The sequence below is a fragment of the Schwartzia succinivorans DSM 10502 genome (genome assembly GCF_900129225.1).
Taxonomy (GTDB): Bacteria; Bacillota; Negativicutes; order Selenomonadales; family Selenomonadaceae; genus Schwartzia; species Schwartzia succinivorans.
This window is the reverse complement of record NZ_FQUG01000002.1, coordinates 354,671-376,973: the sequence shown is the minus strand read 5'-3', so window position 1 is coordinate 376,973 and position 22,303 is coordinate 354,671. Positions and strand designations below refer to the sequence as shown.

Annotated in this window: 18 protein-coding genes; 3 read left to right on the top strand and 15 right to left on the bottom strand. The window is 48.1% G+C overall.

All coding sequences use genetic code 11. The annotated features are described in order from the left end of the window. Positions 1-86: 86 nt before the first annotated feature. Genes BUA83_RS01630 through BUA83_RS01610 form a run of 5 tightly spaced genes read right to left on the bottom strand, consistent with a single transcriptional unit; the run spans position 87 to position 7,430 of the window. Positions 87-1,358, bottom strand: a complete 1,272-nt coding sequence (locus BUA83_RS01630; protein ID WP_072934432.1) for a hexokinase family protein — start codon at positions 1,356-1,358, stop codon at positions 87-89. Next, positions 1,355-1,732 (bottom strand): VOC family protein, encoded by a 378-nt coding sequence (locus BUA83_RS01625; RefSeq protein ID WP_072934431.1) that lies wholly within the window; start codon positions 1,730-1,732, stop codon positions 1,355-1,357. Before BUA83_RS01625 ends, BUA83_RS01630 begins: the two co-directional genes overlap by 4 nt. A 23-nt stretch (positions 1,733-1,755) precedes the next feature. After that, positions 1,756-3,645, bottom strand: coding sequence for a ribosomal protection-like ABC-F family protein (gene abc-f, locus BUA83_RS01620; protein WP_072934430.1), 1,890 nt, complete (start codon positions 3,643-3,645; stop codon positions 1,756-1,758). Next, positions 3,642-5,000 (bottom strand): hemolysin family protein, encoded by a 1,359-nt coding sequence (locus tag BUA83_RS01615; RefSeq protein ID WP_072934429.1) that lies wholly within the window; start codon positions 4,998-5,000, stop codon positions 3,642-3,644. The genes abc-f and BUA83_RS01615 overlap by 4 nt, the downstream gene beginning before the upstream one ends. Positions 5,001-5,057: 57 nt before the next feature. Then, on the bottom strand, positions 5,058-7,430 hold the full coding sequence (locus BUA83_RS01610; protein ID WP_072934428.1) for a DNA topoisomerase III: 2,373 nt from the start codon (positions 7,428-7,430) through the stop codon (positions 5,058-5,060). Positions 7,431-7,616: 186 nt separating this feature from the next. Between BUA83_RS01610 and BUA83_RS01605 the strand changes: the two genes are divergently transcribed. Together BUA83_RS01605 and BUA83_RS01600 are read left to right on the top strand one after the other, a co-directional pair. Continuing rightward, a complete protein-coding gene (locus BUA83_RS01605) occupies positions 7,617-8,159 on the top strand; it encodes a DUF4337 domain-containing protein (protein ID WP_094756398.1) in 543 nt (180 codons plus the stop codon). Between the two features lie 18 nt (positions 8,160-8,177). After that, positions 8,178-9,446, top strand: coding sequence for a diaminopimelate decarboxylase family protein (locus tag BUA83_RS01600; RefSeq protein ID WP_072934427.1), 1,269 nt, complete (start codon positions 8,178-8,180; stop codon positions 9,444-9,446). 80 nt (positions 9,447-9,526) lie between these two features. Here BUA83_RS01600 and sfsA read toward each other — a convergent pair whose 3' ends face one another. From sfsA to pyk, 9 genes are all read right to left on the bottom strand, one after another. Next, positions 9,527-10,195: a DNA/RNA nuclease SfsA gene (sfsA, locus tag BUA83_RS01595; RefSeq protein ID WP_072934426.1), complete on the bottom strand. Its 669-nt coding sequence runs from the start codon at positions 10,193-10,195 to the stop codon at positions 9,527-9,529. A gap of 311 nt (positions 10,196-10,506) precedes the next feature. Then, complete coding sequence (locus BUA83_RS01590) at positions 10,507-11,829, bottom strand: lipase family protein (RefSeq protein WP_072934425.1); 1,323 nt, start codon at positions 11,827-11,829, stop codon at positions 10,507-10,509. A 32-nt stretch (positions 11,830-11,861) separates the two neighbouring features. Next, positions 11,862-12,335 carry an SsrA-binding protein SmpB gene (gene smpB / locus BUA83_RS01585; RefSeq protein WP_072934424.1) on the bottom strand — a complete coding sequence of 158 codons (474 nt, stop codon included), beginning with the start codon at positions 12,333-12,335 and terminating at the stop codon, positions 11,862-11,864. Between the two features lie 23 nt (positions 12,336-12,358). Beyond that, the gene (gene rnr / locus BUA83_RS01580) at positions 12,359-14,884 is read right to left on the bottom strand and encodes a ribonuclease R (protein ID WP_072934423.1); all 2,526 of its coding nucleotides are present in this window, start codon (positions 14,882-14,884) and stop codon (positions 12,359-12,361) included. Between the two features lie 3 nt (positions 14,885-14,887). Further along, a complete protein-coding gene (locus BUA83_RS01575) occupies positions 14,888-15,307 on the bottom strand; it encodes a PaaI family thioesterase (protein ID WP_072934422.1) in 420 nt (139 codons plus the stop codon). Position 15,308: 1 nt separating this feature from the next. Beyond that, the gene (locus BUA83_RS01570; protein ID WP_072934421.1) at positions 15,309-16,058 is read right to left on the bottom strand and encodes an alpha/beta hydrolase; all 750 of its coding nucleotides are present in this window, start codon (positions 16,056-16,058) and stop codon (positions 15,309-15,311) included. 82 nt (positions 16,059-16,140) lie between these two features. Next, a complete protein-coding gene (gene secG, locus BUA83_RS01565) occupies positions 16,141-16,353 on the bottom strand; it encodes a preprotein translocase subunit SecG (protein WP_072934688.1) in 213 nt (70 codons plus the stop codon). A gap of 83 nt (positions 16,354-16,436) precedes the next feature. Then, positions 16,437-16,898, bottom strand: a complete 462-nt coding sequence (locus tag BUA83_RS01560) for a type III secretion system chaperone family protein (protein ID WP_072934420.1) — start codon at positions 16,896-16,898, stop codon at positions 16,437-16,439. A 19-nt stretch (positions 16,899-16,917) separates the two neighbouring features. Next, positions 16,918-18,333 carry a pyruvate kinase gene (pyk, locus tag BUA83_RS01555; protein ID WP_072934419.1) on the bottom strand — a complete coding sequence of 472 codons (1,416 nt, stop codon included), beginning with the start codon at positions 18,331-18,333 and terminating at the stop codon, positions 16,918-16,920. A 248-nt stretch (positions 18,334-18,581) separates the two neighbouring features. On the opposite strand from pyk, the gene BUA83_RS01550 reads away from it, so the two are divergent. After that, positions 18,582-19,994 (top strand): alanine/glycine:cation symporter family protein, encoded by a 1,413-nt coding sequence (locus BUA83_RS01550; protein ID WP_072934418.1) that lies wholly within the window; start codon positions 18,582-18,584, stop codon positions 19,992-19,994. A 91-nt stretch (positions 19,995-20,085) separates the two neighbouring features. On the opposite strand, the gene BUA83_RS01545 is transcribed toward BUA83_RS01550, so the two are convergent. Next, on the bottom strand, positions 20,086-22,269 hold the full coding sequence (locus tag BUA83_RS01545; RefSeq protein WP_072934417.1) for a diguanylate cyclase domain-containing protein: 2,184 nt from the start codon (positions 22,267-22,269) through the stop codon (positions 20,086-20,088). Positions 22,270-22,303 lie beyond the last annotated feature (34 nt).

Genomic DNA, 22,303 nt, shown 5'->3' with positions numbered 1-22,303 from the left:
TCCTTCACATTTCCTCAACTATATATAATTCGCGCTTTATGGATATTTTCCTTCTAAAATCTCATTAAAAACGCGATTTCATCAAATTATTCTGAAATACATGCCGCAATCGCAGCTCCCAAAGCAGATCCGTCCTTGACACACGCGACTGTAATTTTCCTTGAATCGCTTCCCAAAAGCTCCACTAACGCGTCGTGAATGGCAGCTTGCAAAAACGGAATTTTTTCGTAAACAGAGCCGTCCACCGCAATGCTCTGAGGAAGTATCATGCCGCTGCCTGCAAGATGCCAAAGCGTCCCTGCGAATTCTGCCGCCACAAGTCTTGCCGAGCGTCTGAGAACCGCCTCTGCAAGAGCTTCTGCCTCTTCGTACTCTTCTTTGGACAGACCGTCTATTCCATGAAAATGAAGAATATTTTCCGCTCCGTCGGAAAGAATACCCGAAAGCTCCGCAGCCGAAAACACAGGAACAGTTCCTTTCTCACGGCCGAGACAGTATTCCAGCGCAAGAGCATACAGCTCTCCAAGATATCTGCCCGAAGTCATTTTTTCCATCCGCTGCTCTCCCGGCTTTTCCGAGCGTGCGTCAAGAGCATTATCGTACTCATTGGGAATAAGCTTCGAAAAACCGCCTGACTCCATATTCAAAATCATCTTCGGCTGTTTTCCTTCAAAGCTTTCCAGATAGCAGACATTATGACCTGTTGCGTATATCGAGCCGATAAACACCGGACTCATACAGTATGCCGCAGCCAAAAGCACCGCGACGGTATCATTTACGACAGCCACAGGCTTTACGTTTGCAAATCCGTGACGCACCAGAGCTTCACTCAAAAGAGCGTTGACGTATTCACCCTCGACTCCCGGCACGGCAAATTCCTTTGTCCAGATAATCAGTTTTGCATCCTTCAGAGAATCCTGCTCCGAGGGGAAGGAAAAGGTATGTCCGAGCCTGCATGGCGTTTTTGTATCTCCGTCCATTGCAGAATCTACAAGTCCTGCCAAGAAATCAAAAAGCTCCTCCCGCGGGGTGTCCTGTGATGTAAAATCATATACGGCACAACGGAGCGGAGCCGCTGCCTTTTTCAGTATCTCCCATTTTCCCCCGCCCAAAAGGCGTATACGCTGCACCCGTACATTCGTGCCGCCGAAATCCAGAGCAAGAAAATCTCCCTGTTCCCCGCCGTCCGGAAGCGCGGTATATGAAGGAAGCATCCGAAGTGAGGAAACATCCTTATTTTTGAGTCCCTGTTCAATATCAAACCGGAACGACGCTGCCGTCTGTGCAAGCTCTCCGGCGCGGATGCAAAAGGCAGCTTCAGCCGCCTGCGCCCTTACACTGTCCCAGCCGCCGCTCAACGGAAGCTCCCGTGATCTGACGGGAGGATTTCCGTCCAATATCCATCGGGATCACTTATAAAGTATATTTCATGCTCAGGATCTTCATAGCAAATGCAGTTCATCTGCTCATGAAGCATGTGCGCAACCGCAAAATTGTCCACGGAAAAGGCAAGATGAACTTCATTCTCTCCAAGGTCATAAGGTGCCGTACGGTCATGCACATACGTAAGCTCAAGCTCGTGACCGGAATGTCCGTCACTGAGATAAACAAAGGTACGTCCGCGTCCTTCCACGCGGCGGCTCTCGCGAAGTCCCAATGCCTCACCGTAAAATGCGATTGAGCGCTCCAAATCAAAAACGTGCAGATTATTATGAACAAATGTAAACTGCATATCAGATTCCCCCTGTTCGCATATCAATTCCCCTGCTCTGCAACACTTTCCAAATATGTCCAGCGCTCAATGAGCGCGTCAAGTTCTTCACTGAGCCGCGTCTGCTCCCTTGTAAGCTCTGCAAGCTCCGCATAATCATCGGCCGCCACAAGCGTCATCTGCACCTCCACGCCCTTGAGCTCAGCCTCCTTGGATGCTATAACATCCTCTATCTCTGCGTATTCCTTCTGTTCTTTGAAGGTAAGCTTTTTCTTCGGGGAGGACGGCTTCACTTCCTGCTTTTGTTCCTCCGGCACGGGTATTTTTTCTGTCCTGCTTCCTTCTTCCTTCGCGGCTTCGATGCTTTCTTCTATACGGGCCTGCTGCTCAGACCAGCCTCCCGTGTAAACCACCCATTTACCATCTGCCTCCGGCACGAGCACACGATCTGCCAGACGGTCAACAAAGTAACGGTCATGGGATACGAAAATAATAGCTCCCGCAAAATCATCAATAAATCCCTCGAGAGCCTGCATAGTCTCAAGATCGAGGTCATTGGTCGGTTCATCAAGAAGCAGTACATTCGGCGACTCCATCAAAATACGAAGAAGGAACAGCCGTCTTTTTTCACCGCCTGACAGCTTTGAGATAGGTGCCCACTGCAAATCCTCAGGGAATAAAAACCTCTCCATAAGCTGCACAGCCGAAAGGCGTGTCCCGTCGGCCAGAGTAACATGACGCGCAGTCTCCTGAATATAATCAACAGAACGCATCCTTGTGTCCATTTCGGCCGTATCCTGTGTGAGATATCCGATTTTTACCGTCTGTCCTATTGTCACCGAGCCCTTATCGGGTTCAAGTCTGCCTGAAAATACATTAAGAAGTGTTGATTTTCCTGCTCCGCTTGGGCCGAGAATTGCCAGCCGGTCTTTTCTCCGCACCGTGTACGTAAAATCGCGGACAACCTGTCTGCTTCCTGCCGAGGCAGAAACATTTTCCAGCTCTATTACAGTGCGTCCGAGACGGCTTCCTGCCAGCCCGATTTCAACAGTCGGTCTGGCCAGATCAACCTTCTCTGCCTTTACAGCCTCATAACGCTCAATACGGGCACGCTGCTTTGTTGAGCGTGCCTGTGCTCCGCGGCGTATCCACGAAAGCTCGCGCCTGAGAAAATTCTGGCGTTTGCGTTCACCTGCTTCCTCCCGTTCTATACGGGCAGCCTTCTGTTCAAGAAAGCTTGAGTAGTTTCCTGTATAGGTATAGGTTTTGCCTTTATCAAGCTCCAATATGCGGTCTGCCGTATGGTCAAGAAAATAGCGGTCATGCGTAACCATAAGGAGGGCGCATTTCTGCTGTCTGAGGTATTCCTCCAGCCATACTATTGTATCACTGTCCAGGTGGTTTGTGGGCTCATCAAGCAGCAGTAAATCCACCGGACGTATCAGGGCCGCCGCAAGCGCAAGTCTTTTTCTTTCTCCGCCGGACAGCGTGCCGACCTGCTTACGAAAATCCTGAAAGCCGAGACGCGTCAGAATCATCTTCGCTCTGCTTTCGAGCTGCCAGCCGTCGAGAGCGTCAATGCGCGAGGAAAAGCGGACAATATTTTCTTCGTTTCCTTCCGCCATTGCCATCTCATAAGACCTCAGCGCCTCCATCAGAGGGCTTGTTCCCCTGAGCGCTTCCATAAGAACTGTATTTTCCGGAGAAAGCTCCTTTTCCTGTTCAAGATACTCTACTTCAAGCCCGCGCATGCGGTGAATCGTACCTTCATCTGCAGGAAGTACTCCGGCGATGGTTTTCAAAAATGTAGATTTTCCTGTACCGTTAACACCGACTATACCAATCTTGTCACCTTCGGAAACAGCAAGATTCACATCGGTAAAAAGTCTTTTCTCACCGTAACTCTTTGTCCATCCTTCCAAAGACAAAATCATTCCGCATCTTCCTCCTGTTTTCCGAGCTCGTGAATTTCGTCATGCTCCTCCTTCAGGTCATGTCCAAGCTTCACAAGCACGCGTGTGATGCGGAGATGCTCGACCTCCTCGACAAAGAACGAACTGCCTCCGAATGAAGCCTTCTGTCCGATACGCGGCGGAGTTTCCACCCTTGCATAGAGCCATCCTCCAAGCGTATCTACATTATCCTCCTGAATATTTATCTCAAGAATCTCGTTGACCTCCTCAAGCATCAGCTTGGCGTCAACAGAGAAGAGACGTTTTCCCTTGCGCTCGACTGTCGGTCTTTCCTGGTCAAATTCATCCTGAATATCCCCGACAATTTCCTCTACGACATCCTCGATTGTAACCATACCTGCTGTCCCGCCGTATTCATCAACGACAATGGCCAGCTGTACCTTCTTATCCTGCATTGTCTTCAAAAGACGCGGTACAGACATCGGCTCAGGTACAAAGAGCGTCCTCCTTGCCAGACGGCGAAGATTCGGCCTACGCCCGTGACACAGCGGATCCAGAAGGTCCTTTATGTGCAGAAAGCCTATAATATCATCCTTGCCTTCGCGGCAAATCGGATAGCGTGTCATACGGTTTTTGAGCGCAACCTGTATATTTTCTTCCACTGTATTTTCCAGAAAAAGACACACCATATCGGTACGGGGCACCATGATGTCACGCACCGCCTTATCCGAGAAGTCAAAAACATTGTCCACGAAATCGTATTCAGTCTTATTGATTGCGCCGTGCTTCCTGCTCTCCGCCATCAAAATGCGGAGCTCTTCCTCAGAATGCACATCCTCCTTTTCAGAAGTCGGCTCAAAGCCAAAAAGACGTGTTACGAAATTCGCGACATGATTCAGAAGCCATACAAACGGATATGTAATTTTCTTGAAGAGCAGCAGCGGAACAGCGAGAAACAAAAGCGCGTCCAGAGCTTTTTGTATCGCTATGTTTTTCGGGGCAAGCTCTCCCAATATAATATGGCCTGCTGTGATGAGGGAAAACGCGACAGTGAAGGAAACAGTCTCCGCAGCCGCCCCCTCAAGGCCGACCAGCTCAAAAAAGGGCTGCATGAGACGGCTCAAAAATGGCTCACCAATCCAGCCAAGAGCAAGGGATACAAGAGTAATTCCCAGCTGTGTGACAGACAGTGAAACATCCATACTGTCTACAAGCATCTTGGCATACCTGGCCCGTGTCTTTCCTGCCTTGATGAGCTCTTCAAGCTGTGACGGGCGAACCTTGACAATTGTAAACTCTGCTGCAACGAAAAAACCGTTGAGAAGAATCAGCACAGCAATCAAAAGTAAATTGCCCGAAACAAACGCAAAATCCAAACAAACAACCCCCAGAAATTTTAAAAAATCACTTCTATTGTAACATTATGTCCCGTGTCACGGCAAGACCGGACGTCCCTTGGCATCATCGTATGTAGCCGTACAGTTCGGGTAATTCGTGCAGCCCCAGAAATCACCGTTTCTGCCATGTACGAGCTGAAGGCTCCCCTCCCTGCAATGCGGGCAAAGCCAGGGGCTCTTTTCCTTCGCTTTTTCCATGTGTTCCATAGGCGCCGCGGAGGGTTTGGGCTCTGTTCCCCATTTTCGTACCTTAGGCGCCGCTGTCGTCGACAGAAAAGCCTGCGCCGAAAACTCAGGCTGATACTGCGCCGTGAATGCCGCCATTTCCTCATCACTCATCATAAAGGAATCGGAAGGCGGTGCATTGTAAACAGGTGCGGCAGTCTGCCCTGCACGGGAAGCACTGCGCCTGGATGCACCTTCAAGGTCCGGCTTTCCATCCACATCATCGCAGGTCATACGGCAGCGCGGGAAATTAGTACATCCCCAAAAATCACCGTTTTTACCGTGTCTCTTTGTCATTATTCCCTGATGACAGCGCGGGCAGGGATACTCTCCCTTTACCTCCATCTTCACTCCAAATGCTTTTTCACAAAGACGGCGCGCAAAGTCCTCCTGCTCCTTCAAAAAAGCATCAATGGTTCCGTTGCCTGCTGCCATGGAATGGAGCTCATCCTCCCACACGGCTGTTTTGTCAGGGTATGTCATGTCATCAGGAAGAGCATCCACAAGAAGCTCCGCAGACGGCTGTGGAATCAGATATTTCTTTTTCCCCTGCTGCTTCAAAAATTTTCTTTTAATAAGGTCATCTATAATAGATGCGCGCGTTGCTTCGGTTCCGATTCCGCTTACATCCTTCAGCTGTTTTTTTGCTTCTGCATCCTTGACATACTTATGAATGTCCTTCATAGCGGCAAGAAGAGTTGAAGGAGTAAAACGCTGAGGAGGTTTTGTTTCCTTCTCATCCATTTTTCCATTTTTGTACTGCACGGCATCCTGTTTCTTCATCTGCGGAAGCTGGGTGCTGTCCTCGTCCTTCTCATCATCCTTCTCCGCCTGCTTTCCGCTGTAAAGAGCCTTCCAGCCCGGCTCCTTTACCACTCGTCCGCTTGCGGCAAAAAGCTCCCCTGCATAGCGCACATTGATTTTAGTCTGGTCGTAGGTGTGCTCCGGGTAAAACTGTGCCAGATATGCCTGCGCTATCAAAAAGTAAATATCCCTCTGCATCGGTGTCAGTGAAGAAAGCTGCACACGGACAGTTGTAGGAATTATTGCATGGTGGGCCGTAATTTTTTTATCATTCCATGCGCGGCTCCGGATACTCCCATCAGCGCCCGCTGCCCACACTTTCAGCTGTTCATCGTCAATTCCGGTAAGATTTTTCAAAATAGCCTTTGAGGCAGGTATCTGATTTTTCGGCAGATATTCACAATCCGAGCGGGGATAGCTGGTCAGCTTCTTTTCATACAGCTCCTGCGCTGTATCAAGAACCTGCTGCGGGTCATAGCCGAACCTCTTGCCTGCAAGCACCTGCAGCGACGAAAGTGAGAAGGGCAGACGCTGCGGTTCCTTCTTGGCTGTCGTCTGATAGGACGAAATAACACCATCCGTGTTTGCCAACGCAAATGCCTGAAGCATTGACTCAGCCTCTGCCTTATCAACGAGACGTCCCTCGCTGTCAAGGCCCTTCTGACTCTCCTTCGGTTTCCACACCGCATCAAAGGAACCGTTCTCATGATTGAAATTCGCCTTGATTGTATAGTACGCCACGGGATGAAAATCTTTAATTTCCCTCTCCCTGCGCACAACAAGCGCAAGCGTCGGTGTTTTTACGCGTCCGATGGGAAGCGTCATATCATGTCCCGCCCGTCTTGCAGCAAGCGTATACGCTCTCGAAAGATTCATTCCGATAAGCCAGTCCGCCCGGGCACGCGCGAGAGCTGACTCTTTAAGGTGCGCAAAATCCCTGTTGTCACGTAAATCCGCGTTTGCCTCACGGATGCTTTTTTCATCAAGCGCATTCAAAAGGATACGCAGCACAGGCTTTTTATTTCCGACGTACTCAAGCACCTCATCAATGAGAAGCTGTCCCTCACGGTCAGGGTCTCCTGCATGGACGATCTCGTCCGCGCGCTCAATGAGTCCCTTGACAATTCCGAACTGCTTACGGCAGGACTCTGCCACCATCAGCTTCCACTCCCTCGGAACTATAGGAAGGTCCTCAGTACGCCATTTTTTATATTTTTCATCGTACTCCTCAGGCTCTGCCTGCCTCAGAATGTGGCCGAAGCCCCATGTCACAACACCATTTGGTGTTTCCAAAAAACCGTCGCCCTTACGCACGGGCGCACCGAGAATTTTTGCAATCTCCCTGCCCATGCTTGGCTTTTCCGCTATATATAATCGCATTATTTACACCTCATCTATGGGAAAGCGACTCACTCACGTCTGTACATCGCTTTTCTTTCCAAATACATACAGTATTTTACCATATTTTCATGGTTCTCTCTTGCATTTTCAAATCTCTCAGGTATAATATTTTTGTATATGTACACTTGTAAAGTATAACATTAAATAGATAAAAGGAGACTTATTATGGCAGACGAACAGACAAAAGAAGAACCAAAAAAGAAAGAATTCTCTGAGCGCGTAACACAGCTTATCGCGCTTTCTGCGCTTTTCCTTGCAATATGCGCCACCTTTGCATCACTGAAGGCAGGAGCCTACGGCAACAAGGCAATTCTTGCGCAGAATCAGGCCTCGGACGGCTGGTCTTATTATCAGGCAAAAAGCCTCAAGGAAAACACCTACAAGGTGCAGCTGGACCAGATGAAAATGAATCCCTCCCTTGATGCCGAAGCGAAAGCAAAAACTACGGAGAAATATAAGTCGACAATAGAGCGTTACAAAGCAGAGGAAAAAGAAATCAGCGAAAAAGCAAAGGCTGCCGAAAGCCTGCGTGATAAATCCCTTGCATTTCAGGGGCGCTTCGCCGAAGCACTGACCTATCTGCAGATTGCCATTCTGCTGGTTTCTCTCGCGGCTCTTGTAAAACACATATACTTCTGGTACATCGGCCTTGGAATAGGTTCAGTCGGTGCATACCTGTTTATCTCAACTTTAATCGACACACTCTAACCACAGGAGGCAGACAACATGACGAAGAAAACATTCCCTCTGAATCAGGCACAGCTTGAGGAAGTTATAAAAAAATATCCTACACCATTTCACATTTACGATGAAAAAGCTATCCGCGAAAATCTCCGCCGCCTTTTTAAGGCTTTTTCCTGGGCTCCGTCCTTTCGCGAATATTTCGCGGTAAAGGCAGCACCAAACCCGGCACTCCTTAAAATCATGAAGGAGGAAGGCGCCGGAGCAGACTGCAGCTCCATCGCAGAGCTTGAGCTCTCCCACATGGCAAACATAGGCGGAGAAAAAATCATGCTCACCTCCAACGACACACCCGCGGATGAATTTCAGCGTGCAATCGAGCTTGGTGCCATCATAAATCTCGATGACATCTCTCATATCGACTATCTTGAAAAGAACGCGGGCTTCCCTGAGGTTCTTTCCTTCCGCTACAACCCGGGAGCGTGCATTGCAGGCAACGACATCATCGGACGTCCTGAGGAAGCAAAATACGGACTTATGCACGACCAGCTCCTTCAGGCATATAAAATTGCCAAGGACCGCGGTGTAAAGCGATTCGGACTCCACTGCATGGTAATATCCAATGAGCTTCATTCCGATGCCTTCATCAATACCGCCCGTCTTATGTTCAATACGGCGGTTGAAATCTACAAAGAAACAGGAATTAAGCTTGAATTCGTAAATCTTGGCGGTGGTATCGGAATTCCATATCATCCTGAGGACAACGCTGTAGACCTTGAATATGTAGGAGAAGGCATTCATAAGGTCTACAAGGAAATCATAGAACCTGCAGGCCTCGGCGGTCTTGCTATCGCAATGGAATCAGGCCGTGCTATCACAGGCCCTTACGGATGGCTGGTGTCCACCGTGCTTCACGAAAAGAAAACCTACAAGGACTACATCGGTCTCGACTCCTGCATGGCAAACCTCATGCGCCCTGCACTCTACGGTGCATATCATCACATCACCGTCGTCGGAAAAGAGGATGCTATCTGTGACCATGTATATGATATAACAGGCTCGCTCTGCGAAAACAATGATAAATTCGCCATAGACCGCTGGCTTCCTGAAATCTCCATAGGAGACCGTATAATAATCCACGATGCAGGTGCGCACGGTCACGCTATGGGCTTCAACTACAACGGAAAGCTCAGAAGCGCTGAGCTTCTTCTGAAGGAGGACGGAACGGTAGAACTCATCCGCCGCGCCGAAACTCTGGACGATTACTTCGCAACCCTGAATTTCCCAGGCTGCAGGTATCAAATGAAAAAGTAAAACAGGACACGAAAAAAGAAGGCATTCCACTTAAGGAGTGCCTTCTTTTCGTATATCACGGCATATATATTTGTGCATTTTCAGGTTATTCTGATGGGGCTTGTTATCTCAAGGGAATTTTTATCGACACTGCACGTAAGATTCAGCACGTGGACACCTGCCTGCTTTGCTTGTGAAAGCGCTTCTCCGAATTCGGGATGAGTTTCCGTGTTGGGAAGAACCTCATCGATTCCATTCATCTGAATTACAAAGGCAATACCGCACCAAAATCCCTGCTTCTGTGCCTTCATAAGCTCTCTTATGTGCTTGACTCCTCTGACAGTCGGTGCATCGGGAAAATATCCTGTCCCGCCAATTTCAAGAGTGCAGCCCTTTACCTCCAGCAGATATTTTCTGTTTCCCTTTTCCATATAAAAATCAATCCTGGAGTCACCGTAGGAATATTCCGGTATGACAACGTCAAAATCCTGCTTGGTCAGCCATTCCTTTACTACCTTATTGGGAGCCTGACTGTCTATGTTAATCCAGCCAAGTTTCTTTTTTCTCACTGCAATCAGATCATATTTCGTCTTTCGGTTTGGATTATCAGATTTCTCCAGTACCACAGGTATGTTGGGAAGCAAAAGCTCCCTGCAGCGTCCCGTATTCTTTACATGCACTGTCTCCGTCCGCCCGTCAAGCTCCACATGGGCGATAAATCTGTTAGGTCTGTCAATAAACCGTGCTTCTGCTGTATCTGCATAAATCATAAACCCTCACGTTATCTCCTTCGATTTCTCCATAATACAAAATTAATTTTTATTTATCTTTATCATGAAAAAAAACTATGGATTATTTTCGATAATAATGTTATTATATAAATAGAGAAAATTGGTTTACATTACAAAATTGCATTCCCCGTGTCTGTGCTTGCTGTACACAAACCACCGAACAGTAGTCTCGGACCCACCCCTGTTTTCCGGTCCTGAGGCATTAGTTGATACCCCACTCCTAAAACACTGAACACACTCTTCAGCACAGGCACACAAAAAGGCCCCGCTCCCCGGCGGGGTCTTATTTTTTATTTATCAGCCGAAAGCACAGTCTCCCGCATTTCTTTTCCGGCTACTGCGTTGTATAAGCCTGCAAGCACCACAGACATCCTGTTTGTGCTTGTTGTCATCTGCTGAACAGAAAGCACATTTCCTTTAGCATCTATCACGGTTTCTGTCAGTGTTACCTCATAATCATAATAACCGCGCGTATTTTTTTGACGCTGAGTTTCATAGTTATGAACAACAGCATATTTGCAGCCATTTGCCCGTGCAGCAGAAGCGACACCGAATAATGTGTCAGGCATTTCACTGTCCCTTGCTACAACGAGCCCCGGAATCTGCCGATGCAAAAGGTCTGCCGCGGCACGGAAAATATACGGCGCATCTCCTGCTACGGGCTCATCCAGTCCCGCACCGGCCACAAAATATACACGAGGCTTAACTCCGGGGGCAAGACTGTAATCCGGTGGTATCGTATCGTAATATTCCCGAAGAATACCGTCAAGATATCCAACCATCTCATGCGCCCCTCTCACCGAACCTCTGGGCGGAGCAATTTTCATCTGCTCACCAAGCTGTGTGTACCCTGAACGAAGAGACTGCAGTACTGCTTTCACCGGGTCTCCTGACATGGTCACCCTGCGGATATTGAGTTTTTCATATTTTTTTGCGAAAGCGTCATTACCCACAGCAGGTGCTCCAAAGGTTACAACGTCAATCTGCTCGGGGGGAACCCCCATGTCAACAAGCCTTGCCGCAAGCAAAACAGAAACCGCGCCGCCAAGGCTGTGTCCCGTTATACAAATACGGCTTTCAGGCTGCGCAAGAAGCTCATCACGAAGCAGCTCTCCTACCGTCCACCCGTTTACCTTATTCGTAAAAAAAGCCGTCTGGGTATATGCGTTGAAGCCGCTGTGCACCAACGGCTCCTTTGAGCTCATTGTTTTCCTTGACGCTTCGGCTTCAAATTCCTCAGGTGTAGTTCCGCCGAAAGGAATCTTTGTAAGGGACAGGTCGTTCTCTATATCCTTCCAGCTTGTCGTCCCCATAACCGAAAGCATGTACTGTGCCCTGTCTCCCGGGACGTCCCGTCGGACAAGAAAATATTTGGCATCCGCTTTATCCGTTTTTTCGCGGAAGGGCTTCATGTTCCAGCCATTGGCATCAAGCTCGCTCCTTGCAATCTGTCCGAGTCTGTCATTGTAGCTTGCCAGAGACAGCCATGCACACATGTAGTCCTGCTCAATTGTCGATGCCGCCTGCACATGGGAAAACAGTCCAAAAAACAGAAAACACACAACCGCAAACGCTCTTATTAAATGCTTCTCAATCTGAAAGCTCTTTTCCATAGCTGTTCTCTCCTGTTTCTTCCGCAAACATGTCAATATTTCTGACGTTCCCTGAGGTCACGTTCCATATCGCGCTTTGCAGCCTTTTCAGCAAGGTCGCGGCGCTTGTCATAGGTGTGCTTGCCGCTTACAAGCGCAAGCTCTACCTTTGCCCGTCCACGTTTGAAGTACACCTTCAACGGAACAAGTGTGAAGCCCTTTTCCCTCGTTTTTCCGAACAGCTTGAGAATTTCTGCCTTGTGCATCAAAAGACGCTTGGGGCGGAGAGGATCGCGATTGAAAACATTTCCATGATCATACGGGCTTATATGAAAATTTTCAAGGTAAAGCTCTCCGTTTTTTATCGTTCCATAGCTGTCCTTCAGGTTCGCCTGGCCTGCACGAAGCGATTTGACCTCCGTGCCGAAAAGCTCTATTCCTGCCTCGTATGCTTCATGTATGAAATAGTCATGGCGTGCCTTACGGTTTTCACAGACCGTATGCTCAGCCAGATTTTTCTTTCCCATACTGCTACCTCCAGGTAATTTTTTTACTTGCGGCGTCCTGCTTTAGTCTTCTCAGAGGAGGCCTGCGGCTTCGGATCCGGCCATACTGCCTTGCTGGGGAGACCTTCAAGAATCGGATTGACCTTCCGTGAGGACGAACGCTTTGCCGTTTCCTTTCCGGCGGTCTTTTTTTCTGCGGTCTTTTTGTCGGCAGTCTTTTGGGAAGCTGTCTTTTTTGATTTTGTCTCAGCTTTCACAGCTTTCTTCGAAGATTTTTTTGCCGTTTCTTTTTTTTCTTCCTTCTTTTTCGATGCTGCCGTCTTTGCCTTACTCTTAGATGCTGTTTTCTTCGGAGCAGCCTCTGATTTTACTTTTTTCGCCGATGATTTTCCTTTTTGCGGCTTGTCGGACTCACCCTGAACATAGACACCGTTGTCCTTAAGAATGAAATCAATGTTTCTTTCTTCAACGCTTGCACGTACAAGAACAACCTCTACCTCGTCGCCAAGCTGGTAGGCTTTGCGTGTACGTTCTCCAATAAGGGCGTACTGTTCCTCAACGTATTCGTAGTAGTCATTGACCATGCGAGATACATGAACGAGTCCCTCAACTCCGTTTTCAAGCTCGACGAAGAGACCGAATGCCGTAACACCGCTGATAACGCCGGTAAAGGTTTCCCCCACGAACTGCGTCATGTACTCAATTTCCTTCATTTCCGTTGTCTCGCGCTCCGCCTCAACAGCAACACGCTCACGCTGTGAGGTATGATCCGCTATATCGGGAAGAATGCCTCGGGCATGATCCTGCATTTTTGCCGACATCGTGCCGCTTGCAAAGGTCTCACGCAAAAGCCTGTGAACAATGAGGTCAGGATAGCGGCGGATTGGCGAAGTAAAGTGGGTGTAGTACGTAGCCGCAAGTCCAAAATGACCGAGATTCGCGTCTGCATAACGTGCCTGCTGCATGGAACGCAGAGAAACAGCACTTACTATGCGCTCCTCAGGTCTGCCTTCAACACGCTCCAGCACCTTTTCCACATCTCTTGGCCGGATTTCTCCGTCCTCATTTGCCTGTACATGAAGACCGAACATTGCGAGAAGATTATTAAGTCTCTCGATTTTTTCACTGCTTGGCTGCTCATGAACGCGATACAGGAAAGGAAGCTCCTTCTTTTCCATATGCTCGGCAACTGTTTCATTCGCCAGAAGCATACATTCCTCAACAATTGATTCAGAAAGAGAGCCTTCACGCTTTATAAGTTCAATGGGATGACCTTCTCCGTCGAGCTTAACCTTAATCTCCGGAAGGTCAAAATCAATAGAACCGCGGGCATGGCGCACCTTTTTGCGCGCATTGCGGAGGTCTCTGAGAGTTTCCAGCATTGGGAGAAGGTCTCTGTTTTTCTCGACTACCTCAGGCTCTCCGTCCACAAGCACTTTGTTGACGATATTGTACGTCAGGCGCCGATATACACGGATAACCGCAGGAATTATCTCGTAGCTTTCCACATTTCCATTCGGGGAAATCTGCATCTCGCATGCCATGGAGAGACGGTCCTCTCCCTGATTAAGGCTGCAGATACCGTTGGAAAGCTCAAAGGGAAGCATAGGTATAACGCGGTCAACAAGGTACACACTTGTTCCGCGTGCATAAGCTTCCTTGTCAAGAGGTTTTCCCTCCCGAACATACCAGCTCACATCGGCAATATATACGCCCAAAAACCAGCCGCCGTCTTTTCTGCGCTCGGCATAGACAGCATCATCAAAGTCCTTAGAATCATCGCCGTCAATCGTAACTGTTGTAAAATCGCGGCGGTCGCGGCGTCCTTCATATTCCTGCGGCATCACCGTCTGCTGAATATGATTTGCCTCTTCCTGCACCTCCGGGGGAAATTCCTGTGAGAGGTCATACTGACGCATGACGGAAAGAACGTCAACGCCCGGATCTCCCGTTTTTCCGAGAACCTCTGTAATCTGTCCCTCTGCACTGTGACGTCCCTCAGGCCATTTCGTTATTTCGACGACGACCTTCATTCCGTTCTTCGCACCGCCAAAGGCCTTTTTCGGAATAAAAATATCCTGCCCCAGCTTCTGGTCGTCAGGTGTTACAAAAGCAAAGGAGCGCGTCGATGCAAATGTACCGACAATTTTCGTGTTCGCCCGCTCAACAATGCGGATAATCTCGCCCTCACGGGAACGTCCCGGGATAGGCGACGGCGAAACACGTGCAACAACACGGTCTCCGTGCATGGCGCTTCCAAGCATTGCCCCCGGCACGAATACATCTGTTTCAGCTTCCGTAAGCTTCACGTCAGGTATTATAAAGCCATATCCCTTCCCGGACATGCTCAGCTTTCCCACAACAAGGTTCATATGCTCAGGCAGTCCGTAAAGACCGCTTCTGTTTTTTATCACAGCGGCACGTTTTTCAAGCGCTGCAAGAGCTTCCCAAAACATATCAAGCTCCGCGCCCGAAAAATCCATCCCGGCTGCCAGCTCCTCCGCGGGCATCGGACGGTGTACCGTCTCCCTCATATAACTCAGTATTTTTTCTTCAAATTCGTTTTTCATATTTCACTCCATTACGGCTATGGTAGCCGTTCCTTCTGCTGTTATCGTCCCATCAGGCAGAGCTATTTCTGCCTTCATCTTGACGAATTTTCCTTTTTTCGAATCAATCCATCCTGCAATTGTCAGTTCTTCGCCAACAGGCGTCGGATGCCTGTAACGCACATCCATGCGTGCCGTAACCGACCTTTTGCCGCTTATTTCGTACAAATATCCGCCCATAGCTTCATCAAGCATTGTAGACACGATACCGCCGTGAACAGTTCCGCCATAGCTCTGATATTCACGTGTCAGCGTCTTTTTCGTCACGAAACGCTCCCCTTCTTCCCGAAAATCGAGATGAAGTCCGTAGGGATTATTCGGCCCGCAGCCGAAGCAATATCCGTCTCCCTCCGCCTGATTACGGTTCAGTACTTTTTCTTCCATATCAAAACATTGCCCCTGTCTTCAAAAACATTACCGTTTTTTCAAAAACGGTCTCGCGTTCGCAGTCAAGCATAAGGCGGTGTCCCGACTGCTTGAGCCATAAAAGCTCCTTGTCTGACGAGCTGACATGCTCCATTATAAAGCGCGCGCTTTCCGCGTCTACCGTATGATCCCGCTCGCTCTGCACAACCAAAAGGCGGTTTTTGACCTTGTAAAGCCGTTCCTTCGTATCCTCCATAACCGCCAAAAGCTCATGTATTGAACGAAGCGGAGTCACCCTGTAGCAGATGCAGTATTCAGGCGGTACTCCGTGCATTGTCTTTTTTACCTTCGGCAAAAATTTACCCCAGCAGTCTTCCATTGGCGGCAAAAGATGCAGCTGCCGCGCCTGTCTTATATAAATAGGAGCGGCCAGAGATACAGTCTGCCAAACAGGTTTTATCGAAGAGAGCCATAGCGCCAGCAGCGCTCCCATGGAAACGCCGACTGCAGCAGTGCGTTCACAAACCGAGGATAAAACATTCCACCCGTCAATGACAGCATTTCTCCAATCCTCAGCCGTCATGCGTTCCATATCCTCAGGTGTCGTTCCGTGTCCCGGAAGGCGCACCGCAAGCACGGTAAACCCTGCTCTGTTAAGTGCCTCACCGAAAAGACGCATCTCTGACGGTGAACCCGTAAATCCATGAATCAGCAGAACCCCGTCAGAGCCTCCCGGCATAAAAAACGACTCTGCACCCTCTTGTATCACCTGCAAACTCCTCTCTCAAAACTACTCCTTCATAGAACAAAAACGTTCCCGGCTTTACGTCGGGAACGCTTCAATCGTCTTCTTACATTGTCATTTTTGCAATGACCAGCGTAATGGCTGCGAAAAGTACCGCAAACACTACTGTAATACGAGCTAAAAGTGCATCTATTCCTCTTGCCTTCCCGCTGAAAACGGTATCTCCTCCGCCATCGAGTCCGCCCATGCCGGCTGACTTCGGCTCCTGTCCCAGGACTGCAGCAATGAGGACGATTGCAACCAGTGCGTCGAGTACCATTAAAACCGTAAGCAATGTGCTGCCTCCTCCATACTATGTAAACCTATCGCTTCATATTAACACATCTTATGAAAGTTGGCAACTTATTCTTCCTCAGGAGCAGGTGCCTCCATCTCATAGCCTACAGCACTTTCAATGAGAACATATACCTCCTGCAGATGTGCGTACGCAGAGTCAATAATCTCTGTCATGAGCTTCGCATCGAAATGTTCTGCGTCACACGGAACAACGGCATCGAGAACAAGATCTCCATCCTCGTTAACGTAGTACTTAAAGGATTTGAACTGACGGTTCATCTGATTGATGTAGTCAGCAATCTTCGTGCTGTTTTCAGCTGTCACAGAACGAAGCGCAGCCCAGATACGAACGATGGAATACACCGTGTTGTCAAGCACAACTATCATAGGCACCTGATATCCGTCCTTCACCTCGAGGCTGGAACGAAACAGCACCGTATCAAAATCGTCCTGTGTCTCCTGAATACTGAAAATGTCATTTCCCAATGTGGAAACATATTCGTTAAAAAGTTCTGCCTTCTTGTTCAAAAAAATCTCTCCTCATCATTTAGTCAATTGTATAAACACGCATTGTACTTGTTTTTCCGGCTACATTTTTTATACCGGATGTAATCACGGCAATGTCACCGGGTTTTACAAGACCATATCCCTTTGCAATGTCAGCCGCTGTTTCAAGAATTTCCGTGGTATTCTTCCAGCGTTTTTTGGTCAGCATCGGGAATACCCCCCAGTGGAGATTAAGATGACGTGCAACATTCGCATCGTACGTCATTGCTGCAATAACTGCCTTAGGGCGATACTTTGAAACCATACGGGTTGTATAGCCGCTCTCGGTCGGTGTAATAATTGCCTTGGCGTTTATTTCATAACCGACCTGCACGGTTGCATGGGCAATTGCCTCCGTTGTCGCGCGGCGCATTATGCCCCGTTCCTCGAACAGGCTCTTGTACTTCAGGGATTTTTCAATGCGAAGAGCAATACGGTTCATAGTCTGCACAGCCTCTACAGGATAATCTCCGCCTGCAGTCTCGCCGCTCAGCATTATGGCATCAGTCCCGTCAAGAATCGCATTGGCGACATCAGCCACCTCGGCACGCGTCGGACGGGGATTGGATGTCATGGACTCCAGCATCTGTGTTGCGACAATAACAGGCTTTCCTGCCTTGTTGCATTTTTCGATAATTTCCTTCTGAATCAGAGGAACATCCTCGGCAGGCACCTCTACCCCGAGGTCTCCGCGGGCAACCATAATGCCGTCGGCTGCCTCAAGAATTTCATCAAAATTTTTAACGCCTGCAAGATTTTCAATCTTCGGGATTATCTCCATGTGACCGCCGTGCTTTTGGATAAGCTCGCGGATTGCATTTACATCCTCGACGCGCTGAATGAACGATGCTGCCACAAAATCCATATCATTTTTGATTCCGAAAATTATATCCTTTTCATCCTGCTCGGAAATCGGCGGAAGTCCGAGAGCAACTCCCGGGGCTGCGACACGCTTTCTCGTGCTCATCTGCCCGCTGTTCAATATTTTCGTGACAATATCCTTGCCCTCTATCTTTTCAACCTTGAGCCCAACAAGACCGTCCGAAAGCAGCAGCGTATCTCCCGGCTTTACCTCCTGCCAAAGCTTCTTATGGTTGACGGATACGTGTGTCTCATCACCTGGTGTATCCTTATATGTCAGAACAAAACGTTTTCCCTTTTCCAGCTGTACCTTGCCGTCCTTAAATTCTCCGAGACGCATCTCCGGCCCCTTAGTATCAAGAATTAAAGAAACGACCTTATCTGCCTTCTTAGCCGCCGCGCGCACCTGATTAATACGTGCCTTGTGCTCTTCATGGCTTCCATGTGAAAAATTAAACCGTGCGCAGTTCATTCCGTTTGCCAAAAGCGCGTCAAGAACGCCCTTTTTCTCTGTTGACGGTCCCATAGTGCAAACAATCTTCGTCTTTTTCAGCATTATTCCAACCATCCTTTCCGTATCAAAAATCTTATTTCCGCAACAAGCAATAAATAGCATCTATATGTATTGTACATCAACCACACTGCAAAGAAAATGAAAAATCTATCGTTTTTGAAAATTTCAATGGACACCTCACAAAGTTCACGTTGTTCTCCAGCCTTGACAAAAGTTAGAAAAAATCGGTATGATAAGTATGCTGTTTAAGCATTGTTTAATTTTTACCTTCATATAGAAAGGATTTCTTTATGGTTCTCTTTAATTCTATTGTTTCCGATATCAATAATTTTTTATGGACATACGTTATCATTGTTGTCCTGATTGCCTGCGGTATCGGCTTCACTCTTCGCACGAGGTTCGTGCAGCTTACAATGCTTCCTGAAATGCTGCGGCTTCTTGTGAAGGACGGCCGAAGCAAACGGGTTCACGGGACGGTCAGCTCCTTTCAGGCATTCTGCGTAAGCACCGCTTCGAGAGTCGGTGTCGGTAATATCGCCGGCGTTGCCATCGCTATCGTTACAGGAGGGCCCGGCGCAATTTTCTGGATGTGGCTGATTGCATTTATCGGAAGCGCCACAGGCTTTATCGAAAGCACGCTGGCACAGATTTATAAGCTTCCCCGCGGTAAAAACAGATTTCATGGCGGCCCTGCCTACTACATTCAAAACCGTCTTCATCAGCCAGCCGTAGCAAAGCTCTTCGCGGTGCTTATCTCGATTACCTTCGGTCTGATTTATGTTTCAGTACAGGCAAACACAATCGCGCTTTCCCTTGAGACGGCATTTACCGTTCCGCCGCTTTTGACAGCGGCTGTTATCGCGATATTAACGGCAGTTTCTATTTCAGGCGGCATGGTCCGCATCGCGCGTATTACAGCGTATTTCGTTCCGATAATGGCAGGTCTTTATCTGCTTACTGCCTTTGCCGTCATCCTCATGAATCTCGACAAGGTTCCCGGAATGTTCGCCCTCATTATTCATGACGCGTTCACTCCGCAGGCAGCCGTAGGAGGAGGAATCGGAACCACGATTCTCACAGGCATCCGCCGCGGTCTCTTTTCCAACGAGGCAGGTGAGGGTTCAGTGCCTAACGCTGCCGCTACCGCCAATGTTTCCCACCCTGTAAAGCAGGGACTTGTCCAGGCATTCGGTGTTTATGTTGATACCTGGATTGTCTGCACCGCCACAGCCTTTATTGTTCTCCTTTCGGGGCAGTACACCATCGGTGGTGAGCTGACAGGCATTGCCCTTACGCAAAAGTCTCTTGAAAGCATTTTCGGCGGGCTTGCCCCGGGAGCAGTTGCCCTGATGATTCTTCTCTTTGCTTTCAGCTCTGTCATCGGCAACTACTATTATGGTGAAATCAACATCGCTTTCTTTGAAACAAAGAGCAGACTTCCGCTCACACTTTACCGCGTATTCGTCGTTGTCATGGCAGCCTTTGGATGCGTTGCCGAGCTTCCTCTCGTGTGGAACCTCGCCGACCTTTTTATGGGCTTCCTCGCCCTTACCAATCTTTACGCCATTGCACGCCTTGCAAAATATGCCTGCGCGGCTCTTGATGATTACATCACGAAAAAGAAATCAGGTATCACAGAACCCGACTTCTCATCCAACACACTTGGAGATAGCGACGGCATTCACGCCTGGAATTCAAAATAAAATAAGCACACAAAAAGAGATTCACCGGTACATATAAATTGTGCCGATGAATCTCTTTTTATTCCTCATGAACTCAAATGCAGAGCGTCACTTACCTTCGCCTGTCAACCCCTGCCGTTTTGTAGTACTCAGCCTTATCCTTGTACATTTCCTGATCCGCGTGAGCAAACATTTCATTTATGTTTTCAAACGGGCCGTCACTGCTTTTGGCTGTGCCGATGGCAACCGCCAGCTTATTAACGTATTTTCCACTCCAGCCGTCAAATCTCTCTTTCAGTCTCCGCAAAATGCCCGGCCAGTCATCTGCGCCCTTATCCAGTATCGCCGTAAATTCATCGCCGCCGATTCTGTATATCCTTCCAAAAGGTGAAAGTATTTTTTCCATGCACTCCGCGGCGCCTACTATAATTTCATCTCCGGCCTCATGTCCAAGCCCGTCGTTGATACGCTTTAAATCATTCAAATCCATAACAGCGACTACTACATTTCCCTTAGACAGCTTCTTATCCCATTTTTTCAAATCTTCATTAAAGCTCAGCCTGTTAAAGAGACCTGTCAGGCTGTCGTGATGCGCGATGTAATCAAGCTTTTTCCGCGTCCTCCTCATTATGAAGGAATATGCAGTAAGTACGCTGACAACAGCAATCACTATCCCGGATATCAACATGACAGAAGTTATATTCTGCATCAAATAATCCTTAAATGTGGGCTCATTCATCCGGCTTGCATAGGAATTTACGGAAGTCAAAACAATTTCCTGCGGTACAACTGTAACCCCACGGTTCAGGACAGACAAGAGTTCTCTGTTGCCCCGCTTTACGGCAAAGCAGCGGCGTGCACGAACCTTCAGAAGAACTGAATTCAAACCACTGTATGAGACCTTATGGAGATATGCGTCCTTTCTGAAAGCATTCAGAACCGCGCCGTCCACGGAACCATCCAAAACCGCATCAAGCATATCAGGTATGTTATCAAAGTAGACTACTTCTGCACCGGGGATAAATCTTTTTATGTACATGTCAGCAATGGAGGTTCCTCTTTTTGCCGCAATGCGGTTTTTCCTTACATCCGCAAAATCCCCTTTATATATCATGTACATAGGTGTTGCAAATACCTCATCGCTCAAAAAAATATTGCTTTTCTCAGCGAGAGCAACATCATTATTAACAGGAAATGCCACATCGACGACACCCGTCTGAAGGTCGGAAAGCATTGATTCGTATGAGTTGTAAGCCACGAAGGACATGTTCACCTTATCCTTGAGCTTAAGATCTGTCAGCATTTCGTTAATGATGTCCATCATGCTTCCGGTAGGATTTCCATTTTCATCCATGTCACAAAGCGGAAGATAATCATCAAGATAACCAACTACAATATCGGGATGGCTGCTGAGCCATTCAATTTCATCATTCTGAAGAGTTGTACTGACTGACAGCTCCGAAAAATACAGATCGGATAGTTTTTTTGCGAAATACGGATTTGTTGAGTTCAGCCGGTCAAGTGCAGCATTCAGTTCACTCAATATATCGGGTTTATTTTTACTTACCGCCAAAAAATATTCAGACTGTCCGATTTTGGTAAGCGGGACAAGGCGGCTTTCTGCGGAAATCGCATTGTCTGTATCAACGGTTGCCTCTGCCTTGCCGGCTTCAAAATCACTGTACCGCTCATCACTGCCGCTGTAGGTTTTAATGTTTATCTGACGGTTTCCCTTGTCATTCCAATCTCTCAATATACTTTCCATGATGCTGTTTCTGTTAACGCTAACAGTGCATCCGGAGATTCCGTTAATTCCCTTTGCTCCCAAAGGATTACCTTCGATAGTGTAAATATAGTAATTTTCACTGCCCATGGCATAATCAGGAAACAGCAGGGAGTCCAGACGCTCAGGCGTTTTCGAGACACCGGCCATAATATCAATTTCACCGTCATAAAGCATCTGGAGAAGATCCGCCCAGGCGCCGTACACATACTCATAATTCCAGTTGGCATAGTAAGAGATTTTTTGCAGATAATCGTAGGCAAAGCCTGATTTGACTGCGTTATCGGCAGCTCCTTCGGAAAAATTCGGACTGTAAATGTATCCTACGCGAACCTTTTTTCCTTTTATCAAGCCATTGGAATTCGAAGCACTGTTCGCGGGAGCCGCCTCAACTGCATTTTGTGGAATGAAATAAAATATGCTCAAAACAAAAATAAGCGCGCTAATCCAAAATACAGATTTGCTTGCCAAAGAAGAAAAAATTTTCGCCTTTCCTGCAACCTGAATTTTCATAGCGCACTTCCATTCTGCGTATATAATAATTTCT